The sequence below is a fragment of the Flagellimonas lutaonensis genome (assembly GCF_000963865.1).
In the GTDB taxonomy this organism is placed as follows: Bacteria; Bacteroidota; Bacteroidia; order Flavobacteriales; family Flavobacteriaceae; genus Flagellimonas_A; species Flagellimonas_A lutaonensis.
Map to the genome: position 1 here is coordinate 661,822 of NZ_CP011071.1, position 18,113 is coordinate 679,934.

Consider the following 18,113-nt stretch of genomic DNA (forward strand, 5'->3'; position numbering starts at 1 on the left):
TTTTAGCGTAATGACGAAGATTTTGCTGCTTTCAGATACCCATGGCCATATAGATAATGTCATCCTCAAATATGCCAAGCAGGCAGATGAGATTTGGCATGCCGGTGATATTGGCAGTTTGGCGGTGACCGATACCCTACAGCAAATGGGCCCGGTGCGCGCGGTACACGGTAACATCGATGACCATGTTATACAAAAAGAATTTCCTGAGCACAACCGTTTTATGTGTGAAGACGTCGATGTCTGGATAACCCACATAGGGGGGTACCCCGATAGGTACAGCCCCAAGGTGCGTGCAGAAATCAAAAAAAATCCACCTAAGCTTTTCATTTGCGGCCATTCACATATCTTGAAGGTGATGAACGACAAAAAGTTAGGGTTGCTGCACATGAACCCCGGAGCCTGTGGCAAACATGGCTTTCACAAGCTGCGCACCATGTTGCGCCTTGTAATAGATGGTGAGAAAATAACCGACCTAGAGGTCGTTGAACTTGGCAAACGATAATATGGGGCGACTGATTCTGTTGGCGATACTATTTGTTTTCTTCGGATGTGCAGATACCACTGAGAAAAAAGCTGAAACCAAGGTTGTACCCAAAACCCGAACGCAAAAAAAGGAGGTTTCCTTAGTGGTGTTGGGAACCGTGCAAGATGCCGGAAGCCCGCATATTGGCTGTCGCAAACAATGCTGTTCTGACCTTTTCGAGCGCCCGGACCCTACCAAAAAAGTAGTGTCTTTGGGGTTGGTTGACCACAAAACCGGCAAGACCTATCTCTTTGAGGCAACCCCAGATATAGCGGCCCAACTAAAACATCTACAGCGATATGCCGAATCGGAAGAAGAGACCCCTGACGGCATTTTTCTGACCCACGCGCACATGGGCCATTACAGCGGACTGATGTATCTAGGCCGCGAGGCGTTGAACAGCGAAAAACTACCGGTGTATGCCATGCCCAAGATGAAAACATTCTTGAAAGACAATGGGCCTTGGAGCCAATTGGTATCCTTATCGAACATCAGTTTGGTGGGTATTGAAGATCAAGGGCAAATCGTTCTTACGCCGAATATTGTGGTTACCCCTTTTTTGGTACCCCATCGCGATGAATTTTCAGAGACCGTTGGCTACAAAATTTCAGGTCCGGCCAAAACCGTACTCTTCATACCTGATATAGACAAATGGCCCCTATGGAAAAAAAGCATCGTCGAAGAGATTTCAAAAGTAGATTATGCATTTTTGGATGCCACATTTTATGATGCCGCGGAAATCGATAATCGGGATATTTCAGAAATTCCCCATCCCTTCGTTATCGAGAGTTTGGCCCTGTTCGGCAAACTTCCTGATACTGAAAAGAAAAAAATATATTTCATTCACTTCAATCATACCAATCCGCTTCTAGATTCAAGTAACCCAGAGAGGGAATATTTGAAGGAAAAAGGGTTTCAAATCGCTGAATATGGGCAATTGCTTAGTTTGTAGTGTACTTTTTTACCGAGGGTAAGGTTTAAGGGATTTTGCGTCTAAGCAAGCAAACAATTAATCAAAGAAACCTGATGAAAGCGCACAAAATCAATTTTTTATTGGTATTGACATTTCTATTGGCCGCTGCCTGTGGGCCCCAACAGAAAAAAGAAAGGACACAAAATGAAGAAATCGTTGAAGCCAAGGCCAACGAACCCGGTTACGACACCAATGACCCCAGTACCATTCTGGCGGCCATAAAACATGCCCACGGTGGGTGGAACGACCTTTGGGCCAAAAAAGATGTGGAGTTTACCTATAACTACCATTATACCGACGATGGTCGGGCAGACATATCAACAGAACGTTACATTTTTGCATCAGAGGCCTCTTATGGCCATTACACACGGCATGAAATCAACGTCATGCCCGGTGTTGAAGGTGTAGTGCAGCAATTTTTTGATGGAGAGCGTACCAAAATGTGGCTCGACGGAAAAGAGGTGACCGACCCAAAGGCCCTTGCCGCTGCCGATTTTTTACGCCAAGCCAACTATTTCTGGTTTGTAATACCCTATAAACTGAACGACCCTGGCACCATTGCTACCTACGATGGGCAAGAAACACACAATGGCAAGACCTATGACAAGGTAACCGTTACCTATGACCCTTCGGTTACCGGCAAAGAACAGAATGACATTTACGTACTATATGTCAACCCAGAGACCAAACTGATCGACCGTTTTTACTTCTCCCTACCTTTCATGGGGGTGAACGAGCCTGTCATCATCGCCGATTATGAGTATACCGACTTAGATGGGCAAAAGCTGGCCACCAAAAGAAGCTACTATATGCCGAGCGAACAAGGGTATTCAGAAGCGCCTAATTTGGTACAGACCATGGCCGATATAAAATTCAACAACGGGTTTACTTTGAAAAACCTTTCAGCAAGGTAAACTGAAACTGCCCATTTAACGTAAAACCCCGACGAAGCAAAGCTTGTCGGGGTTCACGCACTAATACTACTAAGATGTTAGGTTTAACGCAATCGATCCACAGATTTTACAAGATCTTCATCCTTTTTGATAGCCCTGTTGGCCAGGACCAGAAAAACGATAGAAAATACAGGAATCAGCATCCCAATACCCTTCTCAGAAATGGTGTTTTCTCCGGATAAGTTTAGTGATCGGTAAACGAAAAATCCTAGTAAAAAAAGGTTTAATATGATGTTCAATCTGTTCATTACAAATTGGTTCTGTCTTTTTTTGTACATAAGAATGGCCGCGATCGCCATAACGGCAGAGACATAAAAGGCAATGCTCAAAAATACTTCGTTCTTGGCATAAACGGCCGTACCGTCAACATCGACCCATAGATTCAGAAAAAAGGGGGCAATGCCGGTCAAAAGGCCCACCACCAATAGGTACAACGTCTGTATTCGCTGAATCATATGCCAACTTGATTTCTAGTCCACAAAAATAAATGTCTTTTCGTAAATAGACCGCATTGTTCAAAAATAATTCGTATTATTGTACCGTTATTGATTAGTATACTTACCCCGGGAAGTCTTTCCCAATGTAATATCCAAATAAATAGTTACTCCATAACTAAATCATACCAACAAAGTCTAATTTATTCTATTGATTAATGTTTGAGATTTCTGATCTAAAAGCTAAGAAGCTTCCTGAATTACAGGAGATTGCCAAAGAATTGAACGTACCCAAGTTCAAGACCATGAAGAAGCTTGATTTGGTCTATCAAATCTTGGATGTGCAAGCATCCAACCCAAAAGCCGTAAAAGAAACGGTCGCTGCGGAAGAAAAAAAGGAAAAAGAAGCGGGGCCAAAGGCCGCCAAGGCGACAGAACAAAGCAGGCGCACCGATGAAAAGGCCGACAACAAAGAGGCCGCCAGCGATACCACCAAAAAGCCGCCCCGACAGAAAAAAGAGCACCACAGGCAGAACGGCCACCAAAAAAATCAAGGTCAGGGCAGAAAGCAAAGCCAACAGCAACATCAGCGAAACGGCCACGAGAAAAAAAGCAGCAACTTCGATAAAGACCTCAAAAACCGCTATAAAGAGCCCGAATTTGAGTTTGATAGCATTATCGAAAGCGAGGGTGTGCTAGATATTATGCAAGATGGCTATGGCTTTCTAAGGTCGTCTGATTACAATTATCTCTCTTCACCCGACGACATCTATGTATCGCAATCACAGATTCGTCTTTTTGGCCTAAAAACTGGTGATACAGTATTGGGCAATGTACGCCCCCCGAAAGAGGGAGAAAAATATTTTCCGTTGATCAAGGTCAACAAAATCAACGGTCTTGACCCACAGGTGGTGCGAGACCGTGTGTCGTTTGAACACCTGACACCGCTTTTCCCAAGGGAAAAATTCAACATTGCCGATAGGCAGAGCACCATCTCTACCCGTATCATGGACCTTTTCTCGCCCATTGGAAAAGGCCAAAGAGGCATGATAGTATCGCAGCCCAAAACGGGTAAGACCATGTTGTTGAAAGATATTGCGAATGCGATTGCCGCCAACCACCCCGAAGTCTACCAGATCATTCTTCTGATTGATGAACGGCCCGAGGAGGTGACCGATATGCAACGCAATGTACGTGGTGAAGTGGTAGCCTCTACCTTTGACAAAGAGGCAACCGAACACGTTCGGGTGGCGAACATTGTAATTGAAAAGGCCAAAAGATTGGTGGAATGCGGCCATGATGTGGTTATTTTGTTAGATTCGATTACACGTCTGGCAAGGGCTTACAACACTGTACAACCAGCATCTGGTAAAGTATTGAGTGGTGGTGTTGACGCGAACGCACTGCATAAACCAAAACGTTTCTTCGGTGCTGCCAGAAACATTGAAAACGGTGGGTCATTATCGATCATTGCGACAGCGCTTACCGAGACCGGTTCAAAAATGGACGAGGTTATCTTTGAAGAGTTCAAGGGTACCGGTAACATGGAGCTGCAACTTGACCGTCGTATCAGTAACCGTAGAATTTTCCCTGCCATCGACTTGATCTCATCTTCTACAAGACGAGACGATCTACTGCTCGATGAGAACACCATTCAGCGTATGTGGATACTGCGTAAATACTTGGCAGACATGAATCCGGTTGAGGCGATGGAATTCATTGAACAGCGGATAAAGCAGACCAAGAACAACGAAGAGTTCTTGCTCACCATGAACGAATAATTATATACAATTTATACATATCTAAGCCCCAACTATACCATAGTTGGGGTTTTTTGTTAACGACATCGTCAGAAAAGCCATATCTTTAAGAGGTTATCTATAGTAAAAATCCTTAAACCCAAGACCATGGTACACTCCAAACAACTACTTACCGGCCTATTTTCATTATTGTTGCTTTCAATGACCTCCTGCCAAGACAGGGGCAAAAAAAAAGGTGATGAAAAACCGACCGAAAAAGAGCCCAAAACCGAAATGGTGAAGGCGCCCGAGGGCATTATTTCGTTGGTCAATTCAAAATTGATCTATGACAACTACACCGAAAACCGAGTCGGCATAATTGAAGAATATGAGCGCAGAACTCGGCAGAGTCCTGAGTTTAAAGTAGCCCGGTTTGTAGATTTTGATTACAAGACCATTAGGCAATATCTTGACTATGTCGATCAAGAAGCTAAAAAGGCAGGGGTTGAAAAAGTGACCAAACTTCGTATCTACTTTGCAAATTATCCTGATGAAGAGGTCTTTGGGGATAAAAAAGTTGTACATCCGAAGCAGAACACCGTCTTTTTGGTGCCAACTTTATATCAAGATGGGCAGAACTATGGTTTTTTCATTGGAGCTGATGGCAAGGCCGAATTGGTCAAGAATGTGGTTGGAGCCAAAGGTCAGGGCATGGGCAGTACACATTCTGACCAGACACAATCGTATGCAGGGTTCGCCCCAAACTTTTCAGCAGCACCCCCCAACCCTTATCAAGGCGGCGGAAGCTTGACTTTGAATGGTGGCAATAGTGGACCACCTCCTCCCGGAGATTACTAAACTATATGTATCAAGAGTTGATTGACCTTTTTAGGGAAAATTACTTTTTGGTGGCCTATGGGGTTGCATTGGTAATTTCTATGGCAACCTATCGGAAATATTTCGATACCGCACTTAGGTACTTCCCCATTATCATTGCCTACACTTTTTTCAATGAGTTGTTGGGATATTTTATCCGCTATAAAGAGACATTTGCTTTTTTTTCTGATTCCAATCTGCAATTTGCAAACGACATAATCTACAATATTTACTATGTTGTCTTTTTTTGCTTTTTCTATTTTCTATATTGGAAAATTGTCAACAAACCCAAACTCAAGAAATGGATTTCGTGGTCTGCCTATTTTGTGCTTTTGGCCTATATCGTCAATTCATTTATTTATAATCCATTGACATTCAACCTTTTTTATGCCCATTCAATTGGTTCATGGGTTTTAGTGTTTTGCATATTGTTATATTTCGGAAACTTACCGAATTGGAAGTGGGACCGAGACAAATATAACCTTATGATATGGGTATCAATCGGGTTATGTGTTTTCTATTCTTTCTATCCCCCGCTCTTGTTAATAGGGTTTTTGAAAACAGAAATATGGCAGCAATACCATTTGAGAACGGTTCTGAGAATCTTGATCGTAATCATGTACTTCCTATTCTGCATAGGTTTCGTAATCTCTAGAAGAAGGGCGTTTAAATAACAAAAGGTGAAAGAACTTTTTATCGACAATTTCTTCTTTCCGTTCTATTTGGCGACCTGGTTCGTATCGGTTGTCACTTATAGAAAGTATTTTGATACGCCATTGAAATTTTTTCCCATTTATATTTCCTACGTAATCTTTACAGAGTTGCTGGGCTACTTTATAATAAACTTTGAGGATTTCAGCTTTTTTTCACAGCAAGAATATTCATGGCACAATATAATCATCTACAATATCTACCAAATTGTAATGCTATGCTTTTTTTATTGGGTGTATTTAAAGTTACTGCGCAATAGCAAACACAAAAATCTTGTGGCGGGGGCCATCGTCGTTACGGCAATAGCATACCTTGTAAGTCTCTTTTTTCAGAATCCGCTGCATTCAAGTATGTATTATGCGGATTTTTTTGGTTCATACTCCTTGATTTTGTGCGTAATTCTGTATTTCAAAGAAAAAGCAAGGGAAGGGAGGACCTCTTCCCTAAAACATAATCTCATGTTCTGGGTTAGTCTGGGACTCTTGGTCTTCCATATTTTTGTTCCCTTTTTATTCTTTGTAGGATATCAAGATGTTGAGACATGGCACAAGTACCATTTCAGAAAGATTCTGTGGGTACTGGTATCCCTGATGTACACTTTGTTCTGTATAGGGCTTATTGTAGGTAAAAGAAAAGCCTTTCGGTAACAAAAAAAGCCCTAACGAAATCGTCAGGGCTTTTGAATTTCTTTATGGCCACTTTACATTGCTGCCACTTTCTTCATCAGCTTGCTCTTCAAGTTGGCCGCCTTGTTTTGGTGAATGATGTTCTTCTTGGCCAGCTTATCGATCATCCCCACAACCGTAGGAAGCATTTTCTGTGCTTCTTTCTTGTTCTCTTCGTTGCGCAGTTTCTTGATGGCATTTCGCACGGTCTTGTGCTGGTACCTGTTGCGTAGACGCACTGCCTCGTTTCTTCTGATTCTCTTTAATGCCGACTTATGGTTTGCCATTGCTTTTAATTACGAATTATGGATTCAGAATTACGATCCGCGACATTCAGCGTTCTTCATTCTGTATCCAACATTAGATTTGTAGCCCGTAGGGGAATCGAACCCCTGTTACCAGGATGAAAACCTGGCGTCCTAACCCCTAGACGAACGGGCCATTTTTTCAGGTACGGGTGGTAGAGGCACGAAGTATGGATTCAATATGTTGTTGCCAATATTTTGTACTTCGTACTTTTAACCTCGTACTTTCGTAGCCCGTAGGGGAATCGAACCCCTGTTACCAGGATGAAAACCTGGCGTCCTAACCCCTAGACGAACGGGCCATTGGTTCTTCAAAGAACAAACCCAAAAGAAAATGGTTACATTTAGCTTTCAGGCGGGTGCAAAAATACAACTATTTTTAAGTATTGCAAGAAGCTACCATTACTTTTTTAGTAGGCCTTGGCAAATAACACCCTGTAGGGCGATGGTTTACCTGTAACAACGCACTTGCCCTCCTCGTTTTTCACATGGAGAGGAATGCAGCGAATGGTTGCCTTGGTCTCTTCTTTTATCTTCTCTTCAGTGGCGGCGGTACCGTCCCAATGGGCCGAAATAAAGCCTCCTTTTTCTTCCAGCACGGCCTTGAACTCGTCATAACTGTCTACCTCTGTAATGTGCGTTTGCTGGTGCTGCTTGGCCCGCTCAAAAATGTTCTTCTGCATGTCTTCGAGAAGCTGCTCGATATGCGCGACAATATTTTCAGCCGGCACCGATTCTTTCTGCAGGGTATCCCTTCGTGCCACCTCATAGGTGCCGTTCTCCAAATCCCTTTGGCCGATGGCCAGGCGCACCGGCACCCCTTTCAACTCGTACTCGTTGAACTTGAAGCCCGGTTTATGGGTATCCCGGTCATCATATTTGACCGAAATGCCTTTTGCACGAAGATCATTCAACAACGGATGCACTTTTTCAGATATGGCCTCTAACTGCTCAATTCCCTTGTATATAGGGACGATGACAACTTGAATGGGTGCCAGTTTGGGTGGCAAAACAAGGCCGTTGTCATCACTGTGGGTCATGATCAAAGCTCCGACCAAACGTGTTGAAACGCCCCACGAGGTGGCCCATACGTATTCTTGCCCCCCTTCTTTTGAAGCAAATTTTACATCGAAGGCTTTTGCAAAATTCTGTCCAAGAAAATGGGAAGTCCCGGCCTGTAATGCCTTTCCATCTTGCATTAGTGCCTCGATACAATAGGTTTCCAACGCTCCGGCAAAACGTTCGCTTTCAGTTTTGGTTCCCTTGATCACGGGCACGGCCATGTATTTTTCGGCAAATTCGGCATAAACGTTCATCATCAGTTCAGCCTCTTCGACAGCCTCTTTCTCCGTGGCATGGGCCGTATGGCCTTCTTGCCATAGAAACTCGGCCGTACGAAGAAAAAGACGGGTGCGCATTTCCCATCGTACTACGTTGGCCCATTGATTAATTTTCAAAGGCAAATCGCGATATGATTGGATCCATCTTCTATAGGTATCCCAAATGATGGTCTCAGAGGTTGGTCTAACAATAAGTTCTTCTTCGAGCTTGGCATCCTCATCGACCACGATCCCTTTACCGTCATCGGCATTTTTAAGCCGATAATGCGTTACCACCGCACATTCTTTGGCAAAGCCCTCAACATGGCTGGCCTCTTTGCTCAGATATGATTTTGGTATGAACAATGGAAAGTAGGCATTCTCATGTCCCGTGTCTTTGAACATCCTATCGAGGGCCGCCTGCATCTTCTCCCAAATGGCAAAACCATAGGGTTTAATAACCATACAACCCCTTACTCCCGAATTTTCGGCCAAATCTGCCTTGATAACAAGTTCGTTGTACCATTTGGAATAATCCTCGGCACGACTAGTCAATTTTTTACCCATCTACTATACTTTGGCACAAAACTTGTGACATTATTAACGAAAATAGAAGGGTAAAACTAACTATTTTTAGTATGTTCAACAATAAAATTTAAAAGGATGCGCCTTACTTTACCCCGCCAAAAACTTTATCCCATAGCCACCGTTCTGCTAATTGCAGTGTTCTTGGTGTCATGCGGCTCATACCAACAAGCATCTTACTACGAAGATGATGGTATCTATGCAACCGGCAACCGTGTTGTACGCGTTGAGAAAAAATCAGCTGAGGCCGTTGCGGCCGAACAGCAAGAAAAGAATATGTACGGTGAATATTTTGGCCAAAGGGCACAACAATATGAAGAAATTTTGGATAGTGAGATCTTCACCGATGTTGACAGCTATTACAGTGGGGTTGAGAACGACAGCCTTCAGATAGGTGAACAAACCGATTATTTTGCAGACAACAACGATTACGTTGGCAATCCCGGTTGGGGAGATAACCCCACGAACCTCACCATAAATGTTTATGACAATTCATGGGGATGGAGCGATCCTTGGCTTTGGAATGCCGGCTGGGGCTGGGGCTGGAACCGACCTTGGGGTTGGGGCTGGAATAGGCCTTGGGGCTGGCGTGTCGGCTGGGGCTGGGGCTGGAACAACTGGGGCTGGGGTTGGAACGACCCTTGGCTTTGGAATGCCGGCTGGGGCTACGCAGGCTACTATGGCTGGGGCTGGAACAACTGGGGCTGGGGCTGGAACCGACCTTGGGGTTGGGGCGGCTATTATAACAATAATATTGCCTTTAACCGAAGTAGAAGGGGGTATCTGAACAACACCCTTGCCACCAATTCGTTTCGAGGACGCTCTAATTTGACCAGCAGGTCGGCAACGAATTCAAATCTACGCTCTAGGGGCCGTTCGAACAGAACAGTGGGCACGGCTGCAAGAAGTTCAAGAACCTATAATGGCAGAAGTACGGCCCGCCGCACCGTGGGTGCCGATGCCATAGCACGAAACAGAAACTACCGAACCAGTAGAAGCACCCGTTCGGTTCCAAGATATAATGGTATTACTCGAAACAACCAACGGTATGGAAGCCCTGCCCAAAGAAGCGGCACTTACCGTGGATCGGCCAGTAATAGAAGTGGCAGCACATACAGGTCATCAGGTAGAAGTACCAGAAGCTATTCTTCGGGCAGAAGTACTAGAAGCTACCAATCATCTGGTCGCTCTGCGCCCAGAAGCAGTGGATACCGCAGCTCTGGAAGAAGTTCACGGAGTTCAGGCAGCTACCGCAGTTCGTCTTCAGGAAGCAGAAGCAGTGGATACAGAAGCAGTTCAGGAAGAAGCTCAAGAAGCTCGGGCAGCTATCGAAGTTCGGGAAGTAGCCGCTCTTCTTCTGGAAGAAGCTCATCAAGTAGCCGCAGCAGCGGAAGGAGAAACCACTAACCTCCCCTGATAGAATCCTTTAAATAAAATTCAGAAAAATGAGAACAATCTTTGCTTTCATCATGGTATTGTCATGCAGTATGGCAACGGCACAGAACATTAATGACGTGGTACGCTACAGCACTGACAACACCCAGGGAACGGCCCGTTTCCAGGCTTTAGGAGGTGCTTTTGGCGCCCTTGGGGGCGACCTGTCATCGTTGAACGTTAACCCCGCTGGTTCGGCAGTGTTCAACTACAGCCAGTTCACCATTTCGGGTTCGAACTACAACCGTAACAACGAAGCTTTCTTCGGAAACCGTACCAGCGGTACCGAAATGAATTCATTGGAACTGAACCAAGTGGGTGGCGTATTTGTATTCAAATCATCCAACAGTCCATGGAAAAAGCTGTCATTGGCCTTCAACTACGACTTGGTTCAAAACTTCGACAACGAGTTCTTTGCCTCAGGAAGCACTGTACAAGGTATAGACAACTATTTTTTGAACTTTGCCCAAGGGCAGGCACTGGGGCCTTTGAGAGTGCAACAAGGTGAGCGAATCGATGATGCTTATCTCGATATCGGAAGTAGCCTTGGTTTTGGTGCCCAGCAGGCTTTTCTCGGTTTTCAATCAGGCATTATAGAACCCGATCAGGACGATGACGCCAACACGGCCTATTTTTCACTTGCCGACTACAATACCGTTGAACAGCGCTATTTTCAGAGTACTTCTGGTTACAACAGCAAGTTTACCGTAAACTTTGCCGGCCAGTACCAAGAAAACCTATACCTGGGCGCCTCTTTGAATTTTCACGCGGTCTTGTACGAGCGTTTGACCCAATTAGACGAGTCGGGCTACAATGCCCCTTCTGAGGTGCAATCGACCTTTTTTGATAATTTTTTAAGGACAGAGGGCGATGGGTTTTCATTTAGCCTAGGTGCGATTGCCCGATTAAACGAGAATATTCGTGTGGGCGGTAGTTACCAATCACCAACATGGTATCGGCTTACCGATGATGTGGCACAACGAATTGGCACAGACTCACCGGTGGCCAACCCAAACTTGTCGTTGATAGATTTCAACTTGGTCAATCTGTTTCCTGAATACCGTATCAAGACCCCTTCGAAGCTTACAGGAAGCGTTGCCATTATTTTTGGCAAAGAGGGGCTTTTGAGCTTCGATTATGGCTATCAAGATATGTCAGAGGCAGAACTACGCCCGACCAACGATCCAAACTTTGCCGATGAGAATGAATTTATCGCCAATCAATTGGGCGTGGTCAATACCTATAGAATCGGTGGAGAATATAGAATTGAACGGGTAAGCCTTAGAGGGGGTTATCGCTTTGAAAGCGGCCCTTATGAAAATAGCGACCTCATTGGTGACCTAGAAGGTTACTCAGGGGGTATCGGCTATGATTTTGGGGGCAGCCGATTGGATCTGGCCGTCAACAGAACCGAACGCGATACCAGCGAGCAATTTTTTGATAGCGGTTTGAACAATGCTGCCTTGGTAAACAGAACCAACACCAACGTGACGCTATCGTACACCATGAAATTTTAGAAAAAGTCCAAAGCTAAAAAATGAAGGGCGGCACTTTGTGCCGCCCTTTTTTATTACCTTACCAGTGAAAAATGCCTTCTTACCGAGCGTGCAACCACCACACCTTGCTGATCACGGTCATAATCAAGCCTGAACCAATAGTCGGAAGATGGCATGGGGCGGCCGTTAAAGGTACCGTCCCAACCAAGCGTGGTTCCGTCCAATTGTTTTAAAAGCTTACCAAATCGATCAAATATATAGACTCTGGGGTTGGTCAACTGTTCAATGCCCAAGACCTGCCAATTATCGTTTCGGCTATCACCGTTTGGGGTAAAGAATTTAGGGTATCCTACCACTAAAAACTCTATGGGTTCCGTTGTGCCACAGCCATTTTTGTCGTTGATCACCACCGTGTTGATGCCCGGGGGCACATCCCTAAAAACCGGGTCATCTTGAAAATCACCACCATTGAGCGAATATTCAAAATCACCATCTCCCAAGGGAACGATTTCAATGTTATAGGGATCGGTCTGGTCGCTATTGACCAAATCATCAATGACAATGACCTCATCCAATTGGGGCACCCCATAAAAAGTAATCAATATATCGTCTGAATAGATTTGGCCCAACGTATTCTCGATAGAGACGAAGTATCTTCCCGAATTGGGGCTGGCAACGGTATATTCAAATTCAGCAGGACCTGAAGCCAATACATTATCAATGGTTCCGTCATCGTCGGTATCGACGCTCCATGTAATGTTTGAGATATTTGGTCCCGCAGGTGAGTTTCGGGCGCTCAGCACGATATCAGGATCACCTTCACAGGCAATGATGTCCAATCCCAAGAACTCATCACGCAGGGTACAGTCCAATGCCGTATTCTGGTCGGCGTCTACAGAACTGCCGGTAAACGTCAATGAAAATGGTTCTGGGTCTCCGTCGAAATTGGTGTTGAAATTATTGATGAGCAGATAATACACCTCGCCCGCCCTTACATCCAACCATTCATCATAGGTGTTCTGGCTGCCTTTCACAAAGGGTGCGCCCACCTGGCCATTTTCTGGGTTTACGCCTACACCCGTGAACGATGTGGTGTTCACTTCATAGTTACAACGAATGGGCTGGGCGGTGCCATCGCCAATGAGCCCGCAGAAATTTTGTCCGGTGGTTTGGTCAAAAGGGCCATAGAGGGCAAAGTCCCACTCGGCGGTATCCGACAATGCCTCGATGTCAAAACCGATTTGACCATCGGTACCTGCCCTAAAAACGTACCATGAGGTATTGTGCTCAATATTGGCAGAGCTTATACTGCCTTTTTCCAAACAGCCCGACTGCCTAATGTTGTCCGGGTCAAAATCATCGATATCGCCACTGCCATCTGCCTGTGACAGAATGGGTGCATCGGCACAAACGGGAATCGCACTTCTACAATCGGGTGAATTTTGGGCAGCGGCCCAAATAGAAAAGAGCAGAAAACAACCAGCACTAAATAGTGTTCGCATAGAATCGGGGCTATGGTTACCTTACTAACTAGGTGTATAACTGCCCAATGTTCGCATTTAGTATGTTTTTACCGTAAAAAATGACCGTTAATCGATGAAATGCAGGTCTAGCGCCTTAAAGCAAAGTGGTTTTGGATATACTTGGCGTACGTTCTATTGCCTTGGCCATCGATATATGAAAGTTTAAACCAATAATCGGTTGCGGGCAACGGATTGCCGTTAAATTGGCCATCCCAACCCGCACTTGACGAATCAAGTTGTTTCAGCAACTTACCATAACGGTCGTAAATGCTTACCACGGGACTGTTCAAACTCGATAGCCCCATTACTTGCCATTTCTCGTTAAGATTATCGCCATTGGGCGAAAAATGCTTTAAGAAACCCACCACAACGATTTCTTCAACCAATTCGCCACACCCGAAACGATCACGAATGGTAAGGGTATGGGCGCCAGGCAATACATCGGTAAACAGTTGGCTGGTCTGAAAAGGGCCGTCATCCAATCGGAATTCAAAATCACCGGTGTTGGCCAATACGATTTCGACCGTGTTGTTGGCTCGTAGGTCAGCTACCTCAATACTTGCAATCTGTGGTGTTTCTGAAATATTGACGTTCACTGTTTTTGTGGAGGTGCATGCAACACCATTGGCCGAATTCGTCACCGTTACGGTATATGAACCTGCCCCGCCCACCTGTATGCTGGGTGTTGTCTCACCCGTGCTCCATTGGTAGGTATACTGCGGATTTGGCATGGTTTCGCCAATGGTGACCACGGGATTGTTCTCACAGATCGGCACCTCTTCATCGAAGGTCAATTCTGGTGTCTCCAAAGCGTTCAGTTCAAATGACTCGGAAACATCGAAACAATTGGGGTTTTCTATTGAATATGTTCGAACATAGATGGTTTCATTGCCCGGTAACATGGCATATTGCTTTGGCAACGGATTGACCCCACCCGTCGCATCTGCCAACGAAGTATGGTAACTAACCTTGATCAAATCTGGGTCTTGGGCCCCCAATGCTTCTTGGTCTTTGAGGGATAGGTCATACATCATGCTCCCTTCATGGCAAAAGGTTTCATCGGCCATAGCTTCTGTGTAGGGCATTGGCGAGAAGGCAACTTGCACATCACTGACGATGGTGTTGCCAGAGGTGGCCACCTGAACCCTGTAGAGCCCGTCATTGACTACATTCAACGTAGCATTGTTCTCACCCGAAATCAGTTGAAATCCAGAGCCCGTATCATTGTACCAAGCATAGTTGATGGCCCCACTGGTGGTGGCATCGAGAACCACTGTATCTCCTTGGCAGGCGGCAATAGGCGGACCCAAAAGATTGCTGACAATCGAACAATCCAAGGCGTCGTATGGGTTGGCAACGAAAATTTCACCGGAAAACTGGATGGAAAAACCAGAGTTCGAATTGCTGAAATTATTGATCAGCAGGTAGTAGTCTTCCCCGGGGCCAACATCTAGCCAGTCTTCATATAAGAGCGACGTAGTATCGCCAGAGGGGTCTTCACCCACCCCAGTATAGCTTTTTTGCTCACTGTTGTCAAAGAAATTGCAACGAATGGGCTCACCCAGATTATTACAGTCAGAAGCTCGGTATAGGGCGAAATCCCAATCTTCAGAGCTATCGTGACCAATATTGAATCCCAGTTGGCCCGAGGCCCCTGTTCTAAAGCGGTACCATGCAGAATTGGACTCGATGGCCCCTGATTGGGTCTTTTCAAGGCACCCGCTGGTATCCTGTCCGTTGAAATCATCGGCACCGTAACCACTAGTTCCACCGTTGACCGGGGTATTGTTACAAATGGGCACTGCATTGGAGCAATCTGGCGAGACCTGTGCATGACACATCGGCCCCACTAACATCATGAGAAGGAGAACAGAAGCAAACTTAGCCATAAGTAGCTCACAATTTGGAGGTTATAAAAATACGTCCTGAATATGCTTAACAATAATTTATGTTGTCAAACCATTGAAATGCGATGTCATTCGCCCATTAATGTCTATCTTTGCTTCCTTTGTATCGGCAATATGAAAGTACGCGAACCCTTGGAAGAACAATACGACAATTTGGGCGATGACCACTTGGGGTCATCCGAGGAAACCCCGTTGCGAAAAGATGCCTTTTTGCTTGATGATGATGAAAAGATTGAGCGAATAGAAAAGAACATTCGTGAAATAATGTTGACCCTTGGGCTCGACCTTGACGATGACAGTCTCAACGGTACCCCAAAAAGGGTCGCCAAAATGTATGTAAAGGAAATATTCGCCGGATTGCATCCGAAGAGAAGGCCCAAATCATCCACTTTCGACAACAAGTACAAGTATGGTGAAATGTTGGTTGAAAAAAACATCACTGTCTATTCCACCTGCGAGCACCATCTGTTGCCCATTGTGGGAAAGGCCCATATTGCCTATATCTCAAACGGTACTGTAGTTGGACTTTCAAAAATGAACCGCATTGTCGACTATTTTGCAAAGCGGCCCCAGGTTCAAGAACGTATGAACATACAAATTGTCAAAGAACTTCAAAAAGTACTGGGCACCGAAGATGTTGCCTGCGTTATCGATGCTAAGCACCTTTGTGTCAATTCAAGGGGCATACGAGATGTTGACAGCAGCACCGTAACGGCTGAATATGGCGGCAAGTTCAAAGAAGAGGGGGTCAGAAGAGAATTTTTGGACTATATCAATCTAGAAACCGAATTTTAATGCAGCTGTTTAAGAGTCAAGTCTTAAAAGTCACCAATTCACTTACAGGAAAAAAAGAGGTATTCAAGCCGTTGAAAGAGGGCTACGTGGGCATGTACGTCTGTGGTCCAACGGTATACAGCAACGTACATTTGGGCAACTGCCGCACCTTTATCTCTTTTGATATGATCTTTCGTTACCTGCGCTACCTTGGCTACAAGGTCAGGTATGTTCGGAATATTACCGATGCGGGCCATCTTGAGAACGATGCAGATGAAGGGGAGGACAAGATTGCCAAAAAAGCAAAATTGGAACAAATAGAACCCATGGAGGTGGTACAGCGCTATACGGTAGACTTTCATGAAACACTGCAAAAATTCAACTTGTTGCCCCCTAGTATTGAGCCCACGGCAACAGGCCACATCATCGAGCAGATCGAGATCATCAAAGACATACTCAAAAAAGGCTATGCCTACGAGGTGAACGGCTCTGTTTATTTTGATGTCATCAAATTCAACGAATCAAACGAATACGGAAAGCTCAGTGGCCGAAAGCTGGAGGACATGATAGCAAACACCCGCGAGCTGACAGCACAAGACGAAAAGAAAAACCCACAAGACTTTGCCCTTTGGAAAAAAGCAGAACCCCAGCACATCATGCGTTGGCCCTCACCCTGGGGCGATGGTTTTCCGGGTTGGCATTTAGAGTGTACCGCCATGAGCACCAAATATTTGGGCGAAACCTTTGATATTCACGGGGGCGGCATGGACCTTAAGTTTCCGCACCACGAATGTGAGATCGCCCAGGCCGAGGCCAGCTACGGGGTCTCGCCGGTAAACTATTGGCTGCATGCCAATATGCTGACCTTGAACGGTAAAAAAATGTCAAAGTCGACCGGCAACAACATCTATCCCAACGAGATTTTCAGTGGGCAGAACAATATTTTGAGCAAACCCTACTCGCCATCGGTAGTACGCTTTTTTATGATGCAGGCCCACTATAGTAGTATTTTGGACTTGAGCGACGAAGCTTTACAGGCATCTGAAAAGGGATACAAACGTCTGATCGAAGGCCTGGCGATGCTCGACCATCTTTCTACGGCAAACAGCTCTGGCTTTGATGTGGGCGCGTGGCGACAACAGTGCTTTGAGGCCATGAACGATGACTTTAACTCCCCTGTACTTATTGCTCATTTATTTGAAGCCGTCAAGCAAATAAATTTGGTGAAAGATGGAAAACAGACCTTGACCGCTGATGACAAGAAACTACTTAGGGAAACCCTGCACGGATTTGTCTTTGAGGTACTGGGACTCGAAAATGAGCAACAGGCAAAAGGAAATTCAGAAATATTGAACGGCGTGGTGCAATTGCTCATTGAAATGAGGAACAATGCACGCGCCAGTAAAGATTTTGCCACATCAGACCGCATTAGGGATGAGCTGGCTGCTTTGGGTGTTCAACTCAAAGATGGAAAAGAAGGCACGACCTATACCATCAACAATGGCTAAGAAAGGGTGAAAAAAGTACTTATAGCACCATTTGTTTTCTTGGTTCGCATATATCAAAACGGCATATCGCCGTATCTGCCGGCAACTTGCCGGTACCAGCCCACCTGTTCGGCCTATACCATCGAAGCCCTTCAAAAATATGGGCTTTTCAAAGGCGGATGGCTCACAATAAAACGAATTTTCAGCTGCCACCCTTGGGGAGGTAGCGGGCACGACCCTGTTCCCTAAAAAATGGCCCTGCTGGCCCAGATCATCCTATTCTAGCGCCAATCATTTGTGTTTCTCCATTAAGTGTGCGCACGCCCTACCCCAGACTTTTAAAACCTGAAAAAATTCTTAAACCTTCCGTCCATTGAACAAAGTCTACCATGTAAAAGCAATCGCC

At 45.4% G+C, this 18,113-nt stretch carries 16 protein-coding genes and 2 tRNA genes; 11 read left to right on the plus strand and 7 right to left on the minus strand.

All coding sequences use genetic code 11. The features are described from left to right. The first annotated feature begins 10 nt into the window (after positions 1-10). The 3 genes from VC82_RS03210 (at position 11) to VC82_RS03220 (ending at position 2,413) form a co-directional block, all read left to right on the plus strand. Positions 11-505, plus strand: coding sequence for a metallophosphoesterase family protein (locus VC82_RS03210; RefSeq protein WP_045801090.1), 495 nt, complete (start codon positions 11-13; stop codon positions 503-505). Position 506: 1 nt separating this feature from the next. Further along, a complete protein-coding gene (locus VC82_RS03215; protein WP_045801091.1) occupies positions 507-1,478 on the plus strand; it encodes an MBL fold metallo-hydrolase in 972 nt (323 codons plus the stop codon). Between the two features lie 74 nt (positions 1,479-1,552). Further along, positions 1,553-2,413, plus strand: coding sequence for a DUF6503 family protein (locus VC82_RS03220; protein WP_157517965.1), 861 nt, complete (start codon positions 1,553-1,555; stop codon positions 2,411-2,413). Between the two features lie 83 nt (positions 2,414-2,496). On the opposite strand, the gene VC82_RS03225 is transcribed toward VC82_RS03220, so the two are convergent. Next, positions 2,497-2,907, minus strand: coding sequence for a DUF4293 domain-containing protein (locus tag VC82_RS03225; RefSeq protein ID WP_045801092.1), 411 nt, complete (start codon positions 2,905-2,907; stop codon positions 2,497-2,499). A 197-nt stretch (positions 2,908-3,104) separates the two neighbouring features. Here VC82_RS03225 and rho point away from each other — a divergent pair, with 197 nt between their 5' ends. From rho to VC82_RS03245, 3 genes are all read left to right on the plus strand, one after another. Continuing rightward, entirely contained in the window at positions 3,105-4,667 is a 1,563-nt protein-coding gene (gene rho, locus VC82_RS03230) for a transcription termination factor Rho (protein ID WP_045801093.1), read from the plus strand. 126 nt (positions 4,668-4,793) lie between these two features. Then, positions 4,794-5,483 carry a hypothetical protein gene (locus VC82_RS03235; protein WP_157517967.1) on the plus strand — a complete coding sequence of 230 codons (690 nt, stop codon included), beginning with the start codon at positions 4,794-4,796 and terminating at the stop codon, positions 5,481-5,483. 698 nt (positions 5,484-6,181) lie between these two features. Next, positions 6,182-6,859: a hypothetical protein gene (locus VC82_RS03245; protein WP_045801096.1), complete on the plus strand. Its 678-nt coding sequence runs from the start codon at positions 6,182-6,184 to the stop codon at positions 6,857-6,859. A gap of 53 nt (positions 6,860-6,912) precedes the next feature. On the opposite strand, the gene rpsT is transcribed toward VC82_RS03245, so the two are convergent. The 4 genes from rpsT to proS all read right to left on the minus strand — a co-directional run bounded on the left by rpsT (position 6,913) and on the right by proS (position 9,068). Further along, on the minus strand, positions 6,913-7,164 hold the full coding sequence (gene rpsT, locus VC82_RS03250) for a 30S ribosomal protein S20 (RefSeq protein WP_045801097.1): 252 nt from the start codon (positions 7,162-7,164) through the stop codon (positions 6,913-6,915). 82 nt (positions 7,165-7,246) lie between these two features. Further along, positions 7,247-7,318 (minus strand) — tRNA-Glu (locus tag VC82_RS03255). A gap of 94 nt (positions 7,319-7,412) precedes the next feature. Beyond that, positions 7,413-7,484: transfer RNA gene (locus VC82_RS03260), tRNA-Glu, on the minus strand. Positions 7,485-7,592: 108 nt separating this feature from the next. After that, positions 7,593-9,068 (minus strand): proline--tRNA ligase, encoded by a 1,476-nt coding sequence (gene proS, locus VC82_RS03265; protein WP_045801098.1) that lies wholly within the window; start codon positions 9,066-9,068, stop codon positions 7,593-7,595. A 96-nt stretch (positions 9,069-9,164) separates the two neighbouring features. Here proS and VC82_RS03270 point away from each other — a divergent pair, with 96 nt between their 5' ends. Then, a complete protein-coding gene (locus VC82_RS03270; RefSeq protein WP_052698888.1) occupies positions 9,165-10,493 on the plus strand; it encodes a hypothetical protein in 1,329 nt (442 codons plus the stop codon). Between the two features lie 38 nt (positions 10,494-10,531). Then, on the plus strand, positions 10,532-12,037 hold the full coding sequence (locus VC82_RS03275) for an OmpP1/FadL family transporter (protein WP_045801099.1): 1,506 nt from the start codon (positions 10,532-10,534) through the stop codon (positions 12,035-12,037). A 53-nt stretch (positions 12,038-12,090) separates the two neighbouring features. Here VC82_RS03275 and VC82_RS03280 read toward each other — a convergent pair whose 3' ends face one another. Together VC82_RS03280 and VC82_RS03285 are read right to left on the minus strand one after the other, a co-directional pair. After that, positions 12,091-13,518 (minus strand): T9SS type B sorting domain-containing protein, encoded by a 1,428-nt coding sequence (locus VC82_RS03280; RefSeq protein WP_045801100.1) that lies wholly within the window; start codon positions 13,516-13,518, stop codon positions 12,091-12,093. Between the two features lie 107 nt (positions 13,519-13,625). Continuing rightward, positions 13,626-15,428 (minus strand): T9SS type B sorting domain-containing protein, encoded by a 1,803-nt coding sequence (locus VC82_RS03285; protein WP_045801101.1) that lies wholly within the window; start codon positions 15,426-15,428, stop codon positions 13,626-13,628. Positions 15,429-15,560: 132 nt separating this feature from the next. On the opposite strand from VC82_RS03285, the gene folE reads away from it, so the two are divergent. The 3 genes from folE to yidD are packed head-to-tail and all read left to right on the plus strand — an operon-like array spanning position 15,561 to position 17,956. Continuing rightward, complete coding sequence (gene folE, locus VC82_RS03290) at positions 15,561-16,241, plus strand: GTP cyclohydrolase I FolE (protein WP_045801102.1); 681 nt, start codon at positions 15,561-15,563, stop codon at positions 16,239-16,241. Continuing rightward, positions 16,241-17,728: a cysteine--tRNA ligase gene (cysS, locus tag VC82_RS03295; protein ID WP_045801103.1), complete on the plus strand. Its 1,488-nt coding sequence runs from the start codon at positions 16,241-16,243 to the stop codon at positions 17,726-17,728. The genes folE and cysS overlap by 1 nt, the downstream gene beginning before the upstream one ends. 6 nt (positions 17,729-17,734) lie before the next feature. Beyond that, positions 17,735-17,956 (plus strand): membrane protein insertion efficiency factor YidD, encoded by a 222-nt coding sequence (yidD, locus tag VC82_RS15370; protein WP_084598152.1) that lies wholly within the window; start codon positions 17,735-17,737, stop codon positions 17,954-17,956. The last annotated feature ends 157 nt before the right edge of the window (positions 17,957-18,113 follow it).